This is a genomic window from Primorskyibacter flagellatus (genome assembly GCF_014638275.1).
In the GTDB taxonomy this organism is placed as follows: Bacteria; Pseudomonadota; Alphaproteobacteria; order Rhodobacterales; family Rhodobacteraceae; genus Pseudooceanicola; species Pseudooceanicola flagellatus_A.
Genome location: NZ_BMFJ01000001.1, coordinates 2,417,263 through 2,434,451, shown reverse-complemented (window position 1 = coordinate 2,434,451; position 17,189 = coordinate 2,417,263). Strand labels below are relative to the sequence as shown.

The 17,189-nt window shown below is 69.1% G+C and carries 9 protein-coding genes; 6 read left to right on the top strand and 3 right to left on the bottom strand.

Going from position 1 to position 17,189, the window contains the following annotated elements; genetic code table 11:
- The first annotated feature begins 159 nt into the window (after positions 1 to 159).
- The 5 genes from IEV87_RS12015 to IEV87_RS11995 all read left to right on the top strand — a co-directional run bounded on the left by IEV87_RS12015 (position 160) and on the right by IEV87_RS11995 (position 8,678).
- On the top strand, positions 160 to 1,398 hold the full coding sequence (locus tag IEV87_RS12015) for an N-acetylmuramoyl-L-alanine amidase (RefSeq protein ID WP_188477911.1): 1,239 nt from the start codon (positions 160 to 162) through the stop codon (positions 1,396 to 1,398).
- Between the two features lie 144 nt (positions 1,399 to 1,542).
- Positions 1,543 to 4,059 (top strand): penicillin-binding protein 1A, encoded by a 2,517-nt coding sequence (locus IEV87_RS12010; RefSeq protein ID WP_188477910.1) that lies wholly within the window; start codon positions 1,543 to 1,545, stop codon positions 4,057 to 4,059.
- 128 nt (positions 4,060 to 4,187) lie between these two features.
- Positions 4,188 to 5,312, top strand: a complete 1,125-nt coding sequence (gene prfB / locus IEV87_RS12005; protein ID WP_188477909.1) for a peptide chain release factor 2 — start codon at positions 4,188 to 4,190, stop codon at positions 5,310 to 5,312.
- Between the two features lie 96 nt (positions 5,313 to 5,408).
- Positions 5,409 to 6,563: a TAXI family TRAP transporter solute-binding subunit gene (locus IEV87_RS12000; RefSeq protein ID WP_229737546.1), complete on the top strand. Its 1,155-nt coding sequence runs from the start codon at positions 5,409 to 5,411 to the stop codon at positions 6,561 to 6,563.
- 120 nt (positions 6,564 to 6,683) lie between these two features.
- Positions 6,684 to 8,678, top strand: a complete 1,995-nt coding sequence (locus IEV87_RS11995) for a TRAP transporter permease (RefSeq protein WP_188477907.1) — start codon at positions 6,684 to 6,686, stop codon at positions 8,676 to 8,678.
- Positions 8,679 to 8,699: 21 nt separating this feature from the next.
- On the opposite strand, the gene IEV87_RS11990 is transcribed toward IEV87_RS11995, so the two are convergent.
- Positions 8,700 to 9,494 carry a lytic murein transglycosylase gene (locus tag IEV87_RS11990; RefSeq protein WP_188477906.1) on the bottom strand — a complete coding sequence of 265 codons (795 nt, stop codon included), beginning with the start codon at positions 9,492 to 9,494 and terminating at the stop codon, positions 8,700 to 8,702.
- A gap of 240 nt (positions 9,495 to 9,734) precedes the next feature.
- Between IEV87_RS11990 and IEV87_RS11985 the strand changes: the two genes are divergently transcribed.
- The gene (locus tag IEV87_RS11985) at positions 9,735 to 11,147 is read left to right on the top strand and encodes an amidase (protein ID WP_188477905.1); all 1,413 of its coding nucleotides are present in this window, start codon (positions 9,735 to 9,737) and stop codon (positions 11,145 to 11,147) included.
- An 8-nt stretch (positions 11,148 to 11,155) separates the two neighbouring features.
- Here IEV87_RS11985 and IEV87_RS11980 read toward each other — a convergent pair whose 3' ends face one another.
- Together IEV87_RS11980 and IEV87_RS11975 are read right to left on the bottom strand one after the other, a co-directional pair.
- Positions 11,156 to 15,262 carry a translocation/assembly module TamB domain-containing protein gene (locus IEV87_RS11980; RefSeq protein ID WP_188477904.1) on the bottom strand — a complete coding sequence of 1,369 codons (4,107 nt, stop codon included), beginning with the start codon at positions 15,260 to 15,262 and terminating at the stop codon, positions 11,156 to 11,158.
- Positions 15,259 to 17,052, bottom strand: coding sequence for an autotransporter assembly complex protein TamA (locus tag IEV87_RS11975; RefSeq protein WP_188477903.1), 1,794 nt, complete (start codon positions 17,050 to 17,052; stop codon positions 15,259 to 15,261). The genes IEV87_RS11980 and IEV87_RS11975 overlap by 4 nt, the downstream gene beginning before the upstream one ends.
- Between the last annotated feature and the right edge of the window lie 137 nt (positions 17,053 to 17,189).

Genomic DNA, 17,189 nt, shown 5'->3' with positions numbered 1-17,189 from the left:
GGGGCAGATGGAAGGAGATCGTTCCCGGCAGCCCGTCAGACCCGGCTCAGGCGGCGCGGACCAGATTGCACGGGCGATCCTTCACCGGTCGACTGGCAGGGAGCATTTGCAATGCCCGCCGCCTCGCATAGAGTGGCGCCAACCACGACCGGGGCAGGGATGAGCAGACCGGCACACCTGATAATCGCGGCGCTTCTGGCGCTGATCCCGCTGGCTTCGCTTACGGGCGCGCCGCGCGCGCATGCGCAGGAGCTGACCGGCCTTGCCCGGATCGACGCCGCAGACAGCGCGGTGAAGGCAGAGGGCGACGGCATCGCCCTGCGCCTGTCCCTGTCGCAGGGCGTGCCCTGGCGGGTCTTCACCCTGTCCGATCCGCCCCGCCTTGTCTTCGACTTCCGCGAAATCGACTGGGCCGGTCTGGACGGCGCGGCGCTGATCGGCACGGACCGGGTGAGCGACCTGCGGTTCGGCAGCTACCGTCCGGGCTGGTCGCGGCTGGTACTGACACTGACGGACCCGATGCCGGTCCGGCGCGCCCAGATGCGGATCGCCCCGGACACCGGCCGCGCCACGGTCACCGCCCGGCTCGGCGCGCCCGATCCCGTCGGCTTTGCCGCCGCCGCGGGCGCGCCCGCCGATCCCGCCTGGGACCTGCCGAAACCCGCCCTGCCGCCCCGCAAGCCTGGCGGAAAGCGGCCGCTGACCGTGGTGATCGACCCCGGCCACGGCGGCATCGATCCCGGCGCGATCCACGACCGGATGACGGAGAAGACCCTCATGCTGGCGCTGGCCCGCGCCGTGCGCGAGGCCCTGGTGCGCGAGGGTGACACCCGCGTCGTGCTGACACGCGACGACGACAGTTTCGTGCCGCTGGAACGGCGCGTCTCCATCGCGCATGAGGTCGGGGCGGACCTGTTCATCTCACTGCACGCCGACATCCTGCCCTTCGGCAATGCTCATGGCGCGACGATCTACACCCTGTCCGAAACCGCCTCCGACGAGGCCTCGGAAAAGCTGTCGGAGCGTCACGACCGCGACGACCTGCTCTCGGGCGTCGACCTGACCGGCAAGGATGACGTGGTGGCCGGGGTCCTTCTGGACCTCGCCCGGCAGGAGACGACCCCGCGCACCCGCGCCTTTTCCGACGCGCTGCAGACCGCGATCGGCGAGTCGGGCGTGCCGCTGAATTCCCGCCCGCAGCGCATGGCGAATTTCTCGGTCCTCAAGGCGGCGGACATTCCGTCGGTGCTGATCGAGGTCGGATACCTGTCCTCGGACCGCGACCGCGGCAACCTGGCCGACCCCGCCTTTCCGGGCAAGGTCGCGGAGGCGATCCGCGATGCCGTGCTGGCCTGGACCAGGGCGGATGCCGCGCTGCGCCCGCTGATCCGCCAGTAGGCGACTGCGGGACCGGAGGGCGCTGCCCTCCGGACCTCCCGGGATATTTGCGGCAAGTTGAAAGGGGCGCCCGCGCCATGGCGCCGATGTGTTTTGACCACGCGGGCGGGCGGGCGTATATGACGGGCATCAGCAGGGGGCCCGATGCTCAGATTCATTCTTTCCTTCTTCGGCACGATCTTCAGCTTCGTGACGCTGTCGGCCATGGTCGTCGCGCTGTCCATCGGCGCGGTCTTCTGGGTCTATGGCCGCGACCTGCCGAGTCACGAGAGCCTCGCGTCCTACCAGCCCAAGACGATCAGCCGGATCTATTCCTCCGAAGGGCGGATCATCGACGAATTCGCGGTGGAACGGCGGCTGTTCGCGCCGGCGGACGAGATTCCGGACCTCATCAAGGAGGCCTTCATCTCGGCGGAGGACAAGAATTTCTATACCCACAAGGGCTATGACACCCGCGGCATCGCCGCCGCCATCGTGGAGGCGGTGCAGACGCGGGGCAAGACCGTGCGCGGGGCCTCGACCATCACGCAGCAGGTGATGAAGAACTTCCTGCTGTCCGGCGACCGGCAGATCGAGCGCAAGATCAAGGAGATCATCCTTGCCGCGCGGCTCGAGGAATCGATGCCGAAGGAGAAGATCCTGGAGCTGTACCTGAACGAGATTTTCCTCGGCCAGAACTCCTACGGCGTAGCCGCCGCCGCCCAGACCTATTTCAACAAGTCCCTGTCCGAACTGGCCCCGCACGAGGCCGCGATGCTGGCGGCCATGCCTCAGGCGCCGGGCCGCTATCACCCCGTCACCGCGAAGGAACGGGTCACGCAGCGCCGCGACTATGTCCTGCGCGAGATGATGGAGAACGGATACATCACCCGCGCGGTCTATCAGCAGGAGGTGCAGCAGCCGCTCCGCTCCGTGCAGAACGGCGATTTCGAGAGCTACCGCGACGAACGCCCCCCGCGCGACTATTTCACCGACGAGATCCGTCGCCAGCTGAGCCGGGATTTCGGCGACGACGAATTCTTCTCGGGCGGGTTCACCGTGCGCGCCACCATCGACCCGGACATGCAGGTCCGCGCGGCCCATGCCCTGCAGGAACAGCTTGAGGTCTATGACCGCGGACTGGGCCGCTGGCGCGGCACCGGCAAGACCATCGATCCGGCAAAGCTGAAGACGGAGGAAAGCTGGCGCGCCGCGCTTGCCGACGTCCGCGTCGCCCGCGACGTGACGCTGGACGCGCCCTGGCATCCGGCGGTGGTGCTGGAGATCGGCGACCAGGAGATCCGGCTTGGCATCGAGGGGGTCGAGGAGACGGAGGCCGAGCCCTTTGTCGTGCCCCGCAAGGACATCGGCTGGCTGCGCGGCGATTTCCACGACAATTTCAAAGTCGGCGACGTGGTGCATGTCCGCCGCATGACCGAGGGCGACCAGTTCATCCGGTGGACCCTGCGCCAGGTACCCGACGTGCAGGGCGGCTTCATGGCGATGGACGTCAACACCGGCCGCGTGATCGCGATGCAGGGCGGGTTCAGCTATCAGAACTCCGTCTTCAACCGCGCGACGCAGGCGCGGCGGCAGCCGGGGTCCTCGTTCAAGCCGTTTGTCTATGCGGCGGCGCTGGACAGTGGCTACACCCCCGCGACCATCGTCATCGACGCCCCGATCGAGATCAACACCCCGCAGGGCATGTGGCGTCCGATGAACGCCAGCCACCAGTTCTACGGCCCCACCCCCCTGCGCACCGGGATCGAGCGGTCGCGCAACGTCATGACCATCCGGCTTGCGCAGGAGGTCGGGATGGATGTCGTGGCGGGCTATGCGGAGCGCTTCGGGGTCTATGACAACATGGGCCAGTACCTCGCCAACGCGCTCGGGTCCGAGGAGACGACGCTTTACAAGATGGTGTCGGCCTACGCGATGTTCGCCAACGGCGGCGAGCGGGTGGAGCCGACGCTGGTGGACCGGGTGCAGGACCGCTACGGCAAGACGATCTACCGCCACGACCAGCGCACCTGCACCGACTGCACCGACCCGTCGATCCCGCGCTCGCGCTCTCCGCGCATCGTGTCGGACCGGGCGCGGGTGATGGATGCGATCACCGCCTACCAGCTGACCTCCATGCTGCAGGGCGTGGTGCAGCGCGGCACGGCCTCGCATTCGGTCAACCTGCCGGTGCCGACGGCGGGCAAGACGGGGACGACGAACGACGCCAAGGATGTGTGGTTCATCGGCTTCACCTCGAACGTGGTGGCGGGCTGCTACATCGGCTACGACGACCCGCAGCCGCTTGGCCGGGGCGCGTCGGGTGGCGGCTTCTGCGGGCCGGTGTTCCAGCGCTTCATGAGCGAGGCGATCAAGGAATACGGCGGCGGCAAGTTCAAGATCCCGCCGGGCGGCCATTTCATCAACATCGACCGCTACACCGGCGCCCGCCTGCCCGACGGGGCGACCGGGGAAAACGTGGTGGCCGAATACTTCCGCGACGGGGAGGAGCCGATCTTCGGCGTCAGCTTCGACGGCGGGTTCGCCATGGGGTCCGACCTGCCGCTGTTCGACGAGGCCGGCGGCAGCGGCGCGCGGCAGGTCACGACCTCGTCGGGCAAGAAGGCGGTTGTCGGGCCGAAGGCGAGCTTCGGGACATTGTCCTCGGGCGGGCTCTATTGACGATGCAGGGTATGCCGGGCTGAAGCCCGGCCTGTGCGTATGCCGGGCTTCGGCCCGGCGCTCCGCCGCCTTGCCCCTTCGCCCCGCCCGCGCTATCACGCGACACTCACCAACCGAACGGATCCGACATGCGCGCCGAGACCCAGACCATCGTCTCCGAAATCGAGAATTCGCTGGAGCTTCTGCGCCAGCGGATGGACTGGACGACCGCGCAGCACCGGCTGGAGGAATTCAACGCGCGGGTGGAGGACCCCAATCTCTGGGACGATCCCGAGAAGGCGCAGGCCCTGATGCGCGACCGGCAGATGCTGGTGGACCGCATCGCGGTGCATGACGGGATCAAGCAGGACCTCACCGACAATGTCGACCTGATCGAGCTGGGCGAGATGGAGGACGACGCGGAGGTCGTGGCCGAAGCCGAGGCCGCCCTGAAGGCCCTGCGTGCCCGCGCCGCCGAGAAGGAGCTCGAGGCGCTGCTGAACGGTGAAGCCGACAGCAACGACACCTTCCTCGAGATCAACGCCGGGGCAGGGGGGACGGAGGCCTGCGACTGGGCGCAGATGCTCCAGCGGATGTACGTCAGATGGGCCGACAAGCGTGGCTACAAGGTCGAACTCCAGTCCGAGGAAGCGGGCGCGGAGGCCGGGATCAAGTCCTGCGCCTACAAGATCAGCGGGCTCAACGCCTATGGCTGGCTGAAGTCCGAATCCGGCGTGCACCGTCTGGTTCGTATCAGCCCCTTCGGCAAGGGCACGCGCGAGACCTCTTTCGCGTCCGTCTGGGTCTACCCGGTCGTCGACGACAATATCGAGATCGAGGTCAATCCGGCGGACATCCGGATCGACACCTACCGGTCGTCCGGTGCGGGCGGGCAGCACGTGAACACCACCGACTCCGCCGTCCGGATCACCCACCATCCCACAGGGATCGTCGTCACCAGTTCCGAGAAGTCGCAGCACCAGAACCGGGACATCGCCATGAAGGCGCTGAAGTCGCGGCTTTACCAGCTGGAGCTCGACAAGCGGAACGCGGCGATCAACGAGGCACATGAAAGCAAGGGGTCGGCGGGCTGGGGCAACCAGATCCGCTCCTACGTCCTGCAGCCCTACCAGATGGTGAAGGACCTGCGCACAAGCCACGAGACCTCGGACACCCAGGGTGTGCTGGACGGGGATCTCGACGACTTCATGGCGGCGACGCTGGCCATGGACGTCAGCGGCAAGAGCCGGGCCGAGGCGACGGCGGAAGACTGATCCGCCCTGCGGAAATTTTTCCTTTGAGAACACCTCCCGGCCATGCAATCCTCCCTCCACCGGCGGACGGGAGACCGCCGAATGGGAGGAGAAATCATGCGTACCATCACGCTTGGCGCCGTTCTGGCGCTGGCGGCGACGTCCGTTGCCGCCGAAGGACTGCCCGACACTGTCACCTGGACGGCCTATGACACCGGCTCTTCGGGCTACAACCAGGCGGTGGCCATCGGGGCCGCCATGCAGGAGGCTTCGGGCACGAACCTGCGGATCCTGCCCGGCAAGAACGACCTCAGCCGGCTTGAACCGGTCCGTCAGGGCAAGGTCCAGTTCTCGGCCAACGGGGTCGGCACCTACATGGCGCAGGAAGGCGTCTTCGAATTCGGCGACAAGGCCTGGGGGCCGCAGAAGGTCCGTCTTCTGATGAACAACGTCGGCTCAGGCTCCGCGCTTGTGCTCGCCGTCACGAAGACCGGCTGCGAGAAGGCGGGAAAGCCGGGCTGCGAGGGCTTCACCCATGCCGACATGAAGGGGCTGAACGTCTCCTACATCAAGGGCGCGCCGGCGCTGAACACCAATGCGGAGGCCTGGCTGGCCTATGGCGGCCTGACCTGGGACGACGTGAACGTGGTCGAATTCGGCGGCTATGGCGCATCCTGGACCGGCATGGTCGACGGATCGACCGACGCCGCCTTCGCGATCACCACGGCAGGCAACGCCTATGAAACCGCGTCCAGCCCGCACGGCATCTTCTGGCCCCCGGTCGATCCCGACGACAAGGAGGCCTTCGACCGGCTCAAGGCTGTCGCGCCCTACTACGTGATGACCAAGGCCACCCTCGGCGCGGAGCTTGACGGGACCGAGGGCAAGACGCTCGGCACCTATCCCTATCCGATCCTGATGGCCTACGACACGCAGGACGCCGACCTTGTCTACAACATGACCAAGGCCATGGTGGAACTGTTCGACAAGTACGAGGGCAACGCGCCGGGCGCCAATGGCTGGGCGCTTGGCAACCAGGTCTTCGACTGGGTGGTGCCGTTCCACGAGGGCGCGGTGAAGTACTACCAGGAAGCCGGTGTCTGGACCGACGAGGCGCAGAGCCATAACGACATGCTTATCGAACGCCAGAACGTGCTGGCAGCAGCGTGGGAAGAGCTGACCGCCGCCAACCCCGACGGCGACTGGGCCGAGGCCTGGGCGGCCAAGCGCAAGGAAGCCCTCGGCGCGGCGGGCATGCCGGCGCCGATGTAAGCCGACCATTGTCATGAGGGCGGGCCGCAGCGGCCCGCCCTTTTTGCTGACACGCGCGACAGGACAGGCGGCCGCAGACGCCGCACGGGGCCTGACGGGGGCCGCACGGGGGAACAAGAGATGACCGACAAGGATGCAGCAACCGGCCGTGGCGCGGCCCTGATCGAGGCCGAGGCGGCCAGCGAAAAGCTCCGCTTCACCGGGCTGCCGCGCATCATAATCGTCGCCTTCACGCTCTTCGCCATCGCGCTGACCGTGAATCAGCTGTTCAACCTGAAACTCACCGGCAGCGCGATCCTCGACGGGGTCTATCTGAACCTGCTGGCGGGCATTTTCCTGTGTCTCGCGTTCCTGACCTTCCGCGCCCGCGCGCCCCATACCGCAAGGGTTCCGTGGTACGACTGGATCCTCTTCGCCGCCGCCGTCGCAACCGGCGGATACATGGCCTTCAACGCCGAAACCGCCGCCACCTACGGCTGGGAATACGCCGCGCCCGACCACGGGGTCTGGGCGGCCATTGTCTTCTACCTGCTCATCCTCGAAGGCACCCGCCGCACCGGCGGCAACGTGCTGTTCGGGGTGGTGCTGCTGTTCTCGCTCTACCCGACCTTTGCCGACAAGGTGCCCGACCCGCTGTCCGGTTTCACCCAGCCCTTCCGGGATGTGGTGCCCTTCTTCATGTATTCGGCCGAGGGGTCTTTCGGCATCCCGATGCAGGCCTTCGGAACGCTGGTCATCGGCTTCATCCTGTTCGGGGCCGTGCTCCAGTACACCGGCGGGGGCCGCTTCTTCAACGATCTCGCCCTGGCCCTGGTCGGACGCTACCGGGGCGGGTCGGCCAAGGTGGCGATCTTTGCCTCCGGCTTCATGGGCTCCATGTCCGGGTCGGTAATCTCCAACGTGCTGACCACCGGCGCGGTGTCGATCCCCGCCATGCGGCAGGCCGGTTTCTCTGCCCGCTACGCGGCGGCGACCGAGGCCTGCGCCTCAACCGGGGGCGTGCTGATGCCGCCGATCATGGGCGCGACGGCCTTCGTCATGGCCTCGTGGCTCGGCCTGCCCTACACGGAGATCATGCTGGCGGCGGCCATCCCCTCGCTGCTCTACTATTTCGGGCTCTTCGCGCAGATCGACGCCTATTCCGCCCGGCGCGGCCTGCGTGGCATGGCGAAGGAGATCCTGCCCCAGCTTGGCGCGACCTTCCGGTCAGGCTGGATCTACATCTTTGTCTTCGCCCTGCTGATCTACCTGATGGTCGCCTACAGATGGGAACGCACCGCGCCCTTCTACGCCATCCTGCTGCTGCTGGTGATCAACCAGGTGATGGGGCCTGACCGCTTCTCCGTCCGGGGGTTCTTCGACATGATCGCCTCCGTCGGGCGGATCCTCGCGGAACTGGTCGCCGTCCTGCTTGGCATCGGGATGATCGTCGGCGCGTTCCAGGCCACCGGCCTCACCGGACCGCTGGCGGGGGAACTGGTGGCGCTGGCGGGCAACTCCGTCGCGCTGCTGCTCATCATGGGGGCGGTGACGGCCTTCATCTTCGGCATGGGGATGACGGTGACGGCCTGCTACATCTTCCTCGCCGTGATCCTTGCACCCGCGCTGGTGCAGGCGGGGCTGAACGAGCTCGCCGTGCACCTGTTCATCCTTTACTGGGGCATGGTCAGCTACATCACCCCGCCGGTCGCCCTGGGTGCCTTCGCCGCCGCCTCCATGGCGGGTGCGGACCCGATGAAGACGGGGCTGGAGGCAATGCGCCTTGGCGGAGTGATCTACATAACGCCCTTCTTCTTCGTGCTGAACCCCGCCCTGATAGGACAGGCCGGCACCGGAGAGGTGCTCTTCGTCCTCGCCTGCGCCATCGCCGGGATCTGGTTCATATCCGCCGCGCTGCAGGGGCATGTCAGCCTGATCGGCTCGCTCGGTTCCGGCGCGACCGGGGCGGCCCTTCGGGTGCTGCTGTTCTTCGCCGGTCTGCTGATCGCGGCCCCCATGGGCGGGCTCGGAGGGCTCAGCCACACCATGACCACGGTGCTCGGCTTCGCGCTGGCGGCCCTGCCGCTCGCACTGGCCTGGCGGGCGGGGGAGGGGCCGGTGACGCGTCCGGCCTAGACGCCCGGCCGGACGACCGCCTCAGCCGTCAATCCGGGCCGCCGCAATCGCAATCGCCTGCTGATAGACCTTGGCGGCGTTCCATTCCCGGATGACGGCAAAGTTCCGCGTGCCCTCGGCATAGGGCTGCCCCGGTTGCCATCCCTTCTGGCGGAAGAAGTTCGCGGTCGAGGCCATGGCGTCCGACAACCCGTACAGATCCACCCGTCCGTCGCCATCGCCGTCCGCGCCATAGGCCAGCACGTTCCCGGCAAGGAACTGCGTATGCCCGATCTCGCCATGCGCCGCGCCGCGGGCATTCGGGTCCAGCCAGCCGCGGTCCACCAGCTTCAGCGCCGCGACGAGGTGCCCGGTAAAGAACTCCGACCGGCGGCAGTCATAGGCCACGGTGGCATTCGAGCTCAGCACGTTGTACTTGCCGAAGCCCGATCCGAAGCCGCTTTCCATCCCGTGGATCGCCAGCAGGATCCCCGCCGGAACGCCGTAGATCCGCTCTACCACGTCGTAGAATGCCCGGTTCGCGGCCTTGCGCTTGCGCCCGCCCGCGACGATGGCATCCACCCCGCGGATCCGCAGGAAATCGTTGAGCGAATATTTCACCCCCTTCTGGTTGCGGTCCGCCGCGATGGTGCCGTTGGAATAGCTCACCCCGGTCAGCGCGTTCAGCCCGCGCTGCCCGACCCCGGCCGCCTGCGCCTCCCGCGCGAAGGCGGCTTTCCAGGCCTCGAATCCCTGGGCGGTATTGCCACAGGGCGCTGCCATCGCCGCGACGGGCAGCAGGCAGGCGACGATCAGGGCAGGCAGGCGGCGGGTCATGGTCGATCCTCTCGGCTGATACTCCCCGAAAGGATAGCCTCCCGGCCCCGCCGACCCAAGCTTCATCTTGCCCGAAATATCCCAGGGGAGTCGCGTCACGCGACGGGGGCAGAGCCCCCTTTGTCCACCAGTCGCAGCGACGGTGCGACGGGGGCAGCGCCCCTCCTCCCCCTTCAACACACGCCTTTTCCTCTGGTACCCGCGCCGCCGGCCGCTACTCTGGCGGGACAGGAGGATCCGATGGACCTGACAGAGCTCGACGCCGGCGACCTTGTCGCCCGACTCACCGCCCGCGAGGTTTCGGCCGAAGAGGCCATGCGCGCCTGTCTCGACCGGATCGGCGCGGTGAACCCCTCCGTCAACGCCATCGTCGCACTGCGCGATCCCGACACCCTGTTGGCCGAGGCCCGCGCCGCCGATGCCGCACCCCGCAGAGGCTGGCTGCACGGGGTACCTGTCGCGGTGAAGGACCTGGCCAATACCGCCGGGCTGCGCACGACTCTCGGCTCTCCGGTGCTGCGGGACTTCGTGCCGAAGAACGACGACCTCTTCGTGGCGCGGATGCGGGCGGCGGGGGCGATCTTCATCGGCAAGACCAACGCGCCGGAATTCGGGCTCGGCTCCCACTCCGTCAATCCGGTCTACGGCGCGACGCGCAACCCCTACGACACCACGCGCTCCGCCGGAGGATCGTCGGGCGGGGCAGGGGTGGCGCTGGCGACGGGGATGCAGTGGGTCTGCGACGGGTCCGACATGATGGGCAGCCTGCGCAACCCTGCCGGTTGGAACAATGTCTACGGTTTTCGTCCCAGCTACGGCCTCGTCCCCGGCGATCCGGAGCGCGACCTCTTCCTGCACCCGCTCTCCACCAATGGACCCATGGGGCGCTGCCCGGACGACATGGCGGCCCTGCTCGACATCCAGGCGGGGCGTGATCCGCGGGTGCCGCTGTCCCACGACGGACCGCGCTTTCACGGCGCACTCGGCGCCGACCTCGCCGGTCGCCGCATCGGCTGGCTGGCCGACTGGGGCGGGGCCTGGGCGATGGATGACGGGCTGCTGGCAGCGAGCGAGGCGGCGCTTGCCACCTTCACCGACCTGGGCTGCGAAGTCGTCGCGCTGGACCCGCCCATGCCGGCGGACGAGATCTGGCAGGCCTGGATCGACCTCCGCTCCTTCGCCGTCGCGGCCAGCCTCGCTACCCTCTACGACAACGACGCGCACCGCCCCCGTATCCGCGAGGATGCGATATGGGAGGTGGAGCGCGGCCGTGCCATGACAGCCCCGCAAATCCAGCGTGCGAGCGCGATCCGCTCTGCGTGGTTCCGTCGTGCCGCCGCCCTGTTCGATACCGTGGACGCCCTTGTCGCCCCGACCGCGCAGGTCTGGCCCTTCCCGGTGGACTGGGCGCACCCGAAGGAGATCGCGGGCCGGAAGATGGACACCTACCACCGCTGGATGGAATGCGTGATCCCGGCCTCGCTGATCGGCCTGCCCGCCGTCTCCGTCCCGGCCGGGTTCGGCGACGCAGGGCTGCCGTTCGGGCTGCAGATCATCGGCCCGGCGCGCGGGGACCTCGCCGTCCTGCAACTGGCCGAGGGCTGGCACCGCGCAACCGGCTGGCCGCAGAAGCGCCCGGCGATGCGGGCCTGACCGCGGGGCTAGTAATCCTTTTCGAAGAACAGGCCGAGGCTGGAATCCCCGTCCGATCCGACCCGCCCCTTGGCGGTCAGGTTGCGCGTCACGTCGAGGTTGATCGAAAGGCTGGTCTTGCCGCCGCTGGTCGCCTCCACCTCCGTATAGACGTTTTCGCTGATGTATTTGCCCGCGCTCAGCGCCGTCTCGCCCTCCGCCGTGGTGCTGACGTCGAGATCGTCCAGCCCCGCGCCTTCGCGGATCTTGCCGACGATCCCGCCGTTGCCCCGGCCCGTCAGTTCCGCCACCGCCAGCGCCAGCCGCGCCGCCTGAAACGGGGTGAGCGATCCGATGTCGCGTTCGAAGAACAGCTGCGCCAGCACCTCGTCCTCGGGCAGTTCTGGGCGGGAGGAGAAGACCACCGTGGGCTGCGCCGCCGGACCTTCCAGCGCGATCTGGATCACGTACTCACCCGAGGCACTTTCCGCCACCAGACGGATGATCGGGTCAAAGCCCCCGGCCAGCCGGATCTGACCGTCCGTCAGGTCGAGCCGCTTGGTCAGGATGTCGATCCGCCCGCGCACCAGGTCGAACTGGCCGATCGGACGCACATCGCTTGTCGTGCCCTCAAGCACCAGCCCGCCGCGCAGCTCCGCATCGACGCCGCGCCCGCGCACGAAGATCGGGCTGTCCGCCACCACCTGGACGTTGAGGCCGAGCGCACCGCCCCCGCCGGAGCCGCCGCTGCCCGCGGTCTCTCCGGTCAGCCCGGCCCGCGCCCGCGTGGTCCGGCTGGCGGCGGTTTCGTTGACATGGCGCATGTCGGGGATCGGTTCGACCCCGCCGAAGCCGCCATCGGGGATGCGCATTTCGGTATCCGTCAGTCCGACACGGCCGCTGACCGTGCCGCCGCCCGTCAGCCCGCCGCGCACGGCGATCTGGCCGTTCACACGGGTTGTCACCAGCCCCGGCTGTTCGAAGGGTACGTTGTTCAGCGCCGCCGTCAGGTCGGCGGAATAGGGGGCGGAGAGCCCGACCGGCCCGCTGAGGGTGATCGCGCCGCCGTTCACCGCCGCCCGCAGGTCCAGCCGCGCCGCGCCGCCGGTCAGGTCGATGGCTCCGGCGATGTCCTCCACCGCCAGCCCGACCGCGGGTTCGGAGAACCGTCCGCCGGACAGCGTGACCCGGCCGCGCAGCGCGTCGGGTCCGGGCTGACCCGACAGGGTCAGGTCGAACTGCGCCGTGCCGGTGACGGAGCGCGGGGTGATGTAGGGATTGGCCAGCGCCAGCGGGGCCGTGCCCGCGATCGCAAGGTCCACCGCCCCGCCCGGCAGCAGCGCGCGCCCGTCGATCCGCGCCGTCGTGCCGCCCGGCCCCTCAGCCGTCACGGCGAGGTCCAGCGCCCCGTCCGCGCCCTGCCGCACCCGGCCCGAGGCCGACAACGGCCCCGCGGGCGCCTGCGGCACGACCGAGGACAGCGATGCCAGCCGTGCCGAGAAATCGAGCGATGTCGCCCCCGAGGCCACCACCCCGCTGGCCTGCGCGGTGATCGAACGCCCCTCCACGCTGGCGGAGTCGAGGTCGAGCCGCGATCCCTCCACCCGCCCGCGCGCGGCGATGGTCGTCGTCCCGGCCAGAACGGAATCCGCCAGCGCCTGCCCGGTGCCGATATTTTCGCCCGTGCCGTCCAGCGTCAGCCGGTAGCCCGCACCGTCCTGCACCGCACGCAGGTCGACCGTGAGCGGACCGCCGGACCCGCCGAGCGGCCTGCCGCTGTCGGCAAGCCGGGCCGACAGCCGGACGTCGCGCCGCCCCTCGGTCAACTCTCCCTCCGCCTCGGCGGTGAGCGCGGGGTTGGCGACGGTGGCGCGTTCCAGCAGGATGCGCTCTCCGATGCTGGCGGAGGCGGTGACCCTGGTTTCCCCCGCCAGCAGCCCGTCCACCTGCGCCACCCCGATGGCGAGATCGCGCGCCGTGCCGTCGAGGTCGACGATGTAATCCGCGCCGTCCTGGCGAGCCGTCAGCACCAGATCGACCGGCCCGCTTTCGGCACCCGTGAGCAGCCCGCTGTCGTTCAGCCGACCCGTCACGCGCACCTGCCGCGCGCCTTCGGTCAGCTCGCCCTCCGCCCGGATGTCCATGGCGGGGGTGACCACCGCCGCGCGGTCCAGCAGGATCCGGTCGTTCAGCGTCAGCTGCGCGGACACCTCCGTCTGCCCCTTCAGCAGTGCATCCGCCTGCGCGATCCCGACGGCGATGTCGCGCCCGCCGCCGTCCAGCGTGATGGTGAAGGTTTCGGCGTCGCGCACCACCGTGCCGGTCAGGTCCACGGGCCCGCCGTCCACGCCCATGAACGCGCCGGAGTTCCGGAGGTTCGCGGCATAGTCGATCCGCCCTGTGTCGCTGCCGACCTGTCCCGACGCCTCCAGCCGGATCTGGTCGTTGCTGAGCCGCACGCCGTCCAGCGCGATCCCCTCGGGTCCGCGCGCGACGTTCAGCACCAGCTGTGAATCCCCGCCGATCACCGGGTCCAGCCTTTCGATGCCAAGCGCGAGGTCGGTCGTTCCGCCCTCTGCCGACAGGGCGAAGCTGCCGCCGAGCAGGTCGGCAGAGACGTCGAACGCCACATCAGCCGCCCCTCGGATCTGCGTGCCCGAAAGCGTGGCCAGCCGCGACAGGTCCTCAAAGGCCGCGCGCCCGTCAGCGGTCAGGATCGAGGTCCCGCCGCCCGGTGTCAGCGTCGCATCCGCCGTCACGCCATAGCCGGTACCGCGCAGGTCCAGCCCGGTCACGGTCAGGTCGGCGCCGCTGGTCCAGCGGATGCCCGCATCGGCAGTGAACTCGGGTCCGAGCGCCTGCTGCAGTCCGGCATCCTCGAACGCCACGCCCGACAGGCCGGCGTCCAGCACCAGATCGACCGAGGGTGTGCCTTCCGTCGCGATGGTCCCGCTCAGCGTCAGGGCGCCGGTGCCGATGGCGATGCCGGGCCGGGAGAAATCGGTCATCGCGATCTCTGCCGTCACCCCGTCGCCTTCGGCGGCGTCGAAGCGCGCCGAAACCGTCGCCTGCCGCACGGCGATCTGGTCGCCGAAGGGCAGCACAACGGGCGTTCCGTCTGGCGCGGCGATCTCTCCGGTCAGGTCGAACCGGGCGGGGCGGCCATCGGGCGCGGTGGCGAGCGAACCGTCGAGCTTCAGCGAGGCGGAGTCGACCGACAGCTGGTCCAGCGCCAGCGTGCCCTCGGCCGTGCGCTGGCCGTCCACCACCAGCCGGATGTCCTGACCAAGGAATTCACGCGCCTGCGGCAGCAGCAGGGCGGTCAGGTCGCCGCCTAGGTCGGCGGCAAAGGCCTGCGCCCCGTCCGCCTGTCCGCGCAGGGTGACGGTGCCCGCCAGCCGGTCTTCCCCGTCCGAAGACAGCGCGACATTGGCGGTGAAATCGTCAAGCGGCCCCTCGCCGTCCACGCTCAGCGACAGCGCGGGCTGGCCGGGCAGGTCCAGCAGCCGCGCCGCGATCCCCCCCGCCGGTTCGTCGGCGTTCAGGTCCAGCACCAGCTGGTTCTCGTCCGGGCGCAGGTCGAGCACCAGCCCGATCTGCCCCTCCCGGTCGCGCCGCACCAGCGACAGCGTCGCCGCCAGCGCCTGCCCGTCCAGCTGCGCGTTGCCCTCGAAGGTGAACTGCGCCGGTTCGCCCATGACCATGCGCCCGATGCGCAGGTCGTTGACCGCCACCCGTCCGACATCCACCGACACCGGCAGGTCCGGAATGGCAAAGCCCGATGCCTCGGCCGAGGATTCCTCGCTCTTGGGCAGACGCACCAGTTCCAGCGACTCCGCCGTCAGCGCCGTGACCTCGAGCCGCCCGCGCAGCAGGGCGGAGCGGTTCCAGTCCAGTTCGGCCCCGGTCAGCTCCAGCCATACCCCGTCCTCGTCCGCGATGGTCATCCGGTCGAGCGACGCGCGCGAGGACAGCGCGCCGCGGAAGCCGTCGATCTGAACGTCCCGCCCGGCCCCGGAGAGCGAATCCTGCAGCAACCGGGTCAGGAACCCCTTGCCGTCGTCGTCCTGCGCCACACCGCTGCGGGGCAGGGCGCTGACCAGAAGAAGGAGGAGAAGAGCAAAAATCCGTATCAAAACGCTTGTCCGATCCCGACGTAGAGGCTGACGCTGCGGCTGTTCCCTGTCACCGGCACGGCAAGGTCGGCACGGATCGGCCCGATGCCGGTCTTGTAACGAACGCCGATGCCCGCGCCCGCGTGATCGCCGCCGCCCTCGAAACTGCTGGAGGCGGAGACATAGCCGTAGTCGAAGAAGGCCACCGCGCCGATCTTTTCGGTCACGTCAGCCCTGATTTCCGCGCTGAACCCGGCGAAGGAGCGTCCGCCGGTCCGCGTCGGACCGGTGCCGACGCCAAGCGACTGGTAGCCCTGTCCGCGCACCGTTCCGCCCCCGCCCGAGAAGAACAGGAAGTCCGGCGGCGTCTGCGCGATCGACGGTCCCACGACGGAGCCGAGCTGCACCCGTCCGGCGATCACCAGACGCTCGCCGATTGCGCGGTAGCCACGGATGTCGGCGGTGGTGCGGATGCCGGAGGAGGAACCGGAGAAACCGACGAAGGGCTGCACCTCGACCTCGGCATAGGCCCCCTTGCGGGGATCGGTGCTGTTGTCCCGGTTGTCCCAGATCGCCCCGCCGCTGATGAGGATGTGGCGGAAGTCGCGCACGCCGAACACGTCGTCCGTACGCGCCACCCGCAGCCCCACCTCGCTGGTCAGGGTCAGGTTGTCGTTCAGGATCCGCTCCACGCCGACGGCGATTTCGAAATTGTCGGACAGGTAGGTCGGTTCGTCCTCCCGCTCCAGCGCGGCGCGGAACGTCAGCTGCGCGTCCGGATGGCGGAAGGCCGGGCGGGTCAGCTGCACGGCCAGCGAATAGTCGATGCCGCCGGTCGACCCGCCGATCCCCGCGATCTCTGCGTCGAAACGCAGCCGCTCCGCCCCGCCAAAGGCGTTGCGGTGCAGCCAGAACCCGGTGAGCCGGAGACCCTCGATGGTCGACACCTCCGCGCCGACACCGAACCGGCGTGGCTTGGCGTCTTCGACGGCGATCTCGGTGCCAAGCGTGTTGCCCGGACCGATCGCCTCGTCCTCTGTCACGTTGGCGGCGCGGAAGGCGCCGGTGCGCCGCAGCCGCCGCTCGGCCGTCTCGATTGCTTCGGGGGAGTAGACCTTGCCCTCGGGGATGCCGGCGATGGCGAGGATACGCTCGGGGCGGACCTTGCTGTCCGCGCTCTCCGCCGCGATCCGGGCGCGCCCGAAGGTCAGCCGAGGCCCCGGCGCAATGCCGAAACGCGCCGCTACGGTGCGCCGCGCATGATCGGCCACGATGTCCTGCGAGGTCGCCTCCGCCTTGGCGTGGCCGGTGTTGCGCCAGGCCTCCACGCCCTCGCTCACCGCTTCGGTCATGATCGCGGTGCCGGCGGGCTGGCCGGGTGCGAAGCCTTCAACCGGCGGCGTGCCCGGCGGCAGCGGCGTGACCTCGGCCCGCGAGAACAGGAAACCGGGACCGGCGGTTGCAACGATCTCGATCCGGTCGACGCGGGCGGGGGGGCGCAGGGGCGACAGGTTCGCGGCTTCGCGCCCGTCGACCAGCACGTGCACCTCGGCACCAAAATAGCCCTGTTCGTAAAGCGCGGCGAGCACGCGGCGGTAATCCGACTGTGCGGCGGCCACCAGGTCCTGCGGATCGGTCCGGTCTTCGTTCACCGCCGCCTGGCTGAGCGAGGCCGCGCGGATCGACTCTTCCAGCTCGGACGGGGCGCGCACGGCGAGTTCCGCCGCCCACAGGGGCGCGGGCAGCAGGCCAAGAAGGGCAAGTCCGGCGAGACGGCGCAGGGGCGGCATCGCGCGGAGAAAAACGGTCATGGGCAGATCAATCCGGAGTCGGTCAAAGCTCCCGTGCCAACCTAATGCCGGGGGCGGGGGTTTCCAGCGGAATCCGGACCCGGCGACCTCGCTTGCGGCAAACCGCCCGCCAAAATCCGGGTGCGACAATCCATTAT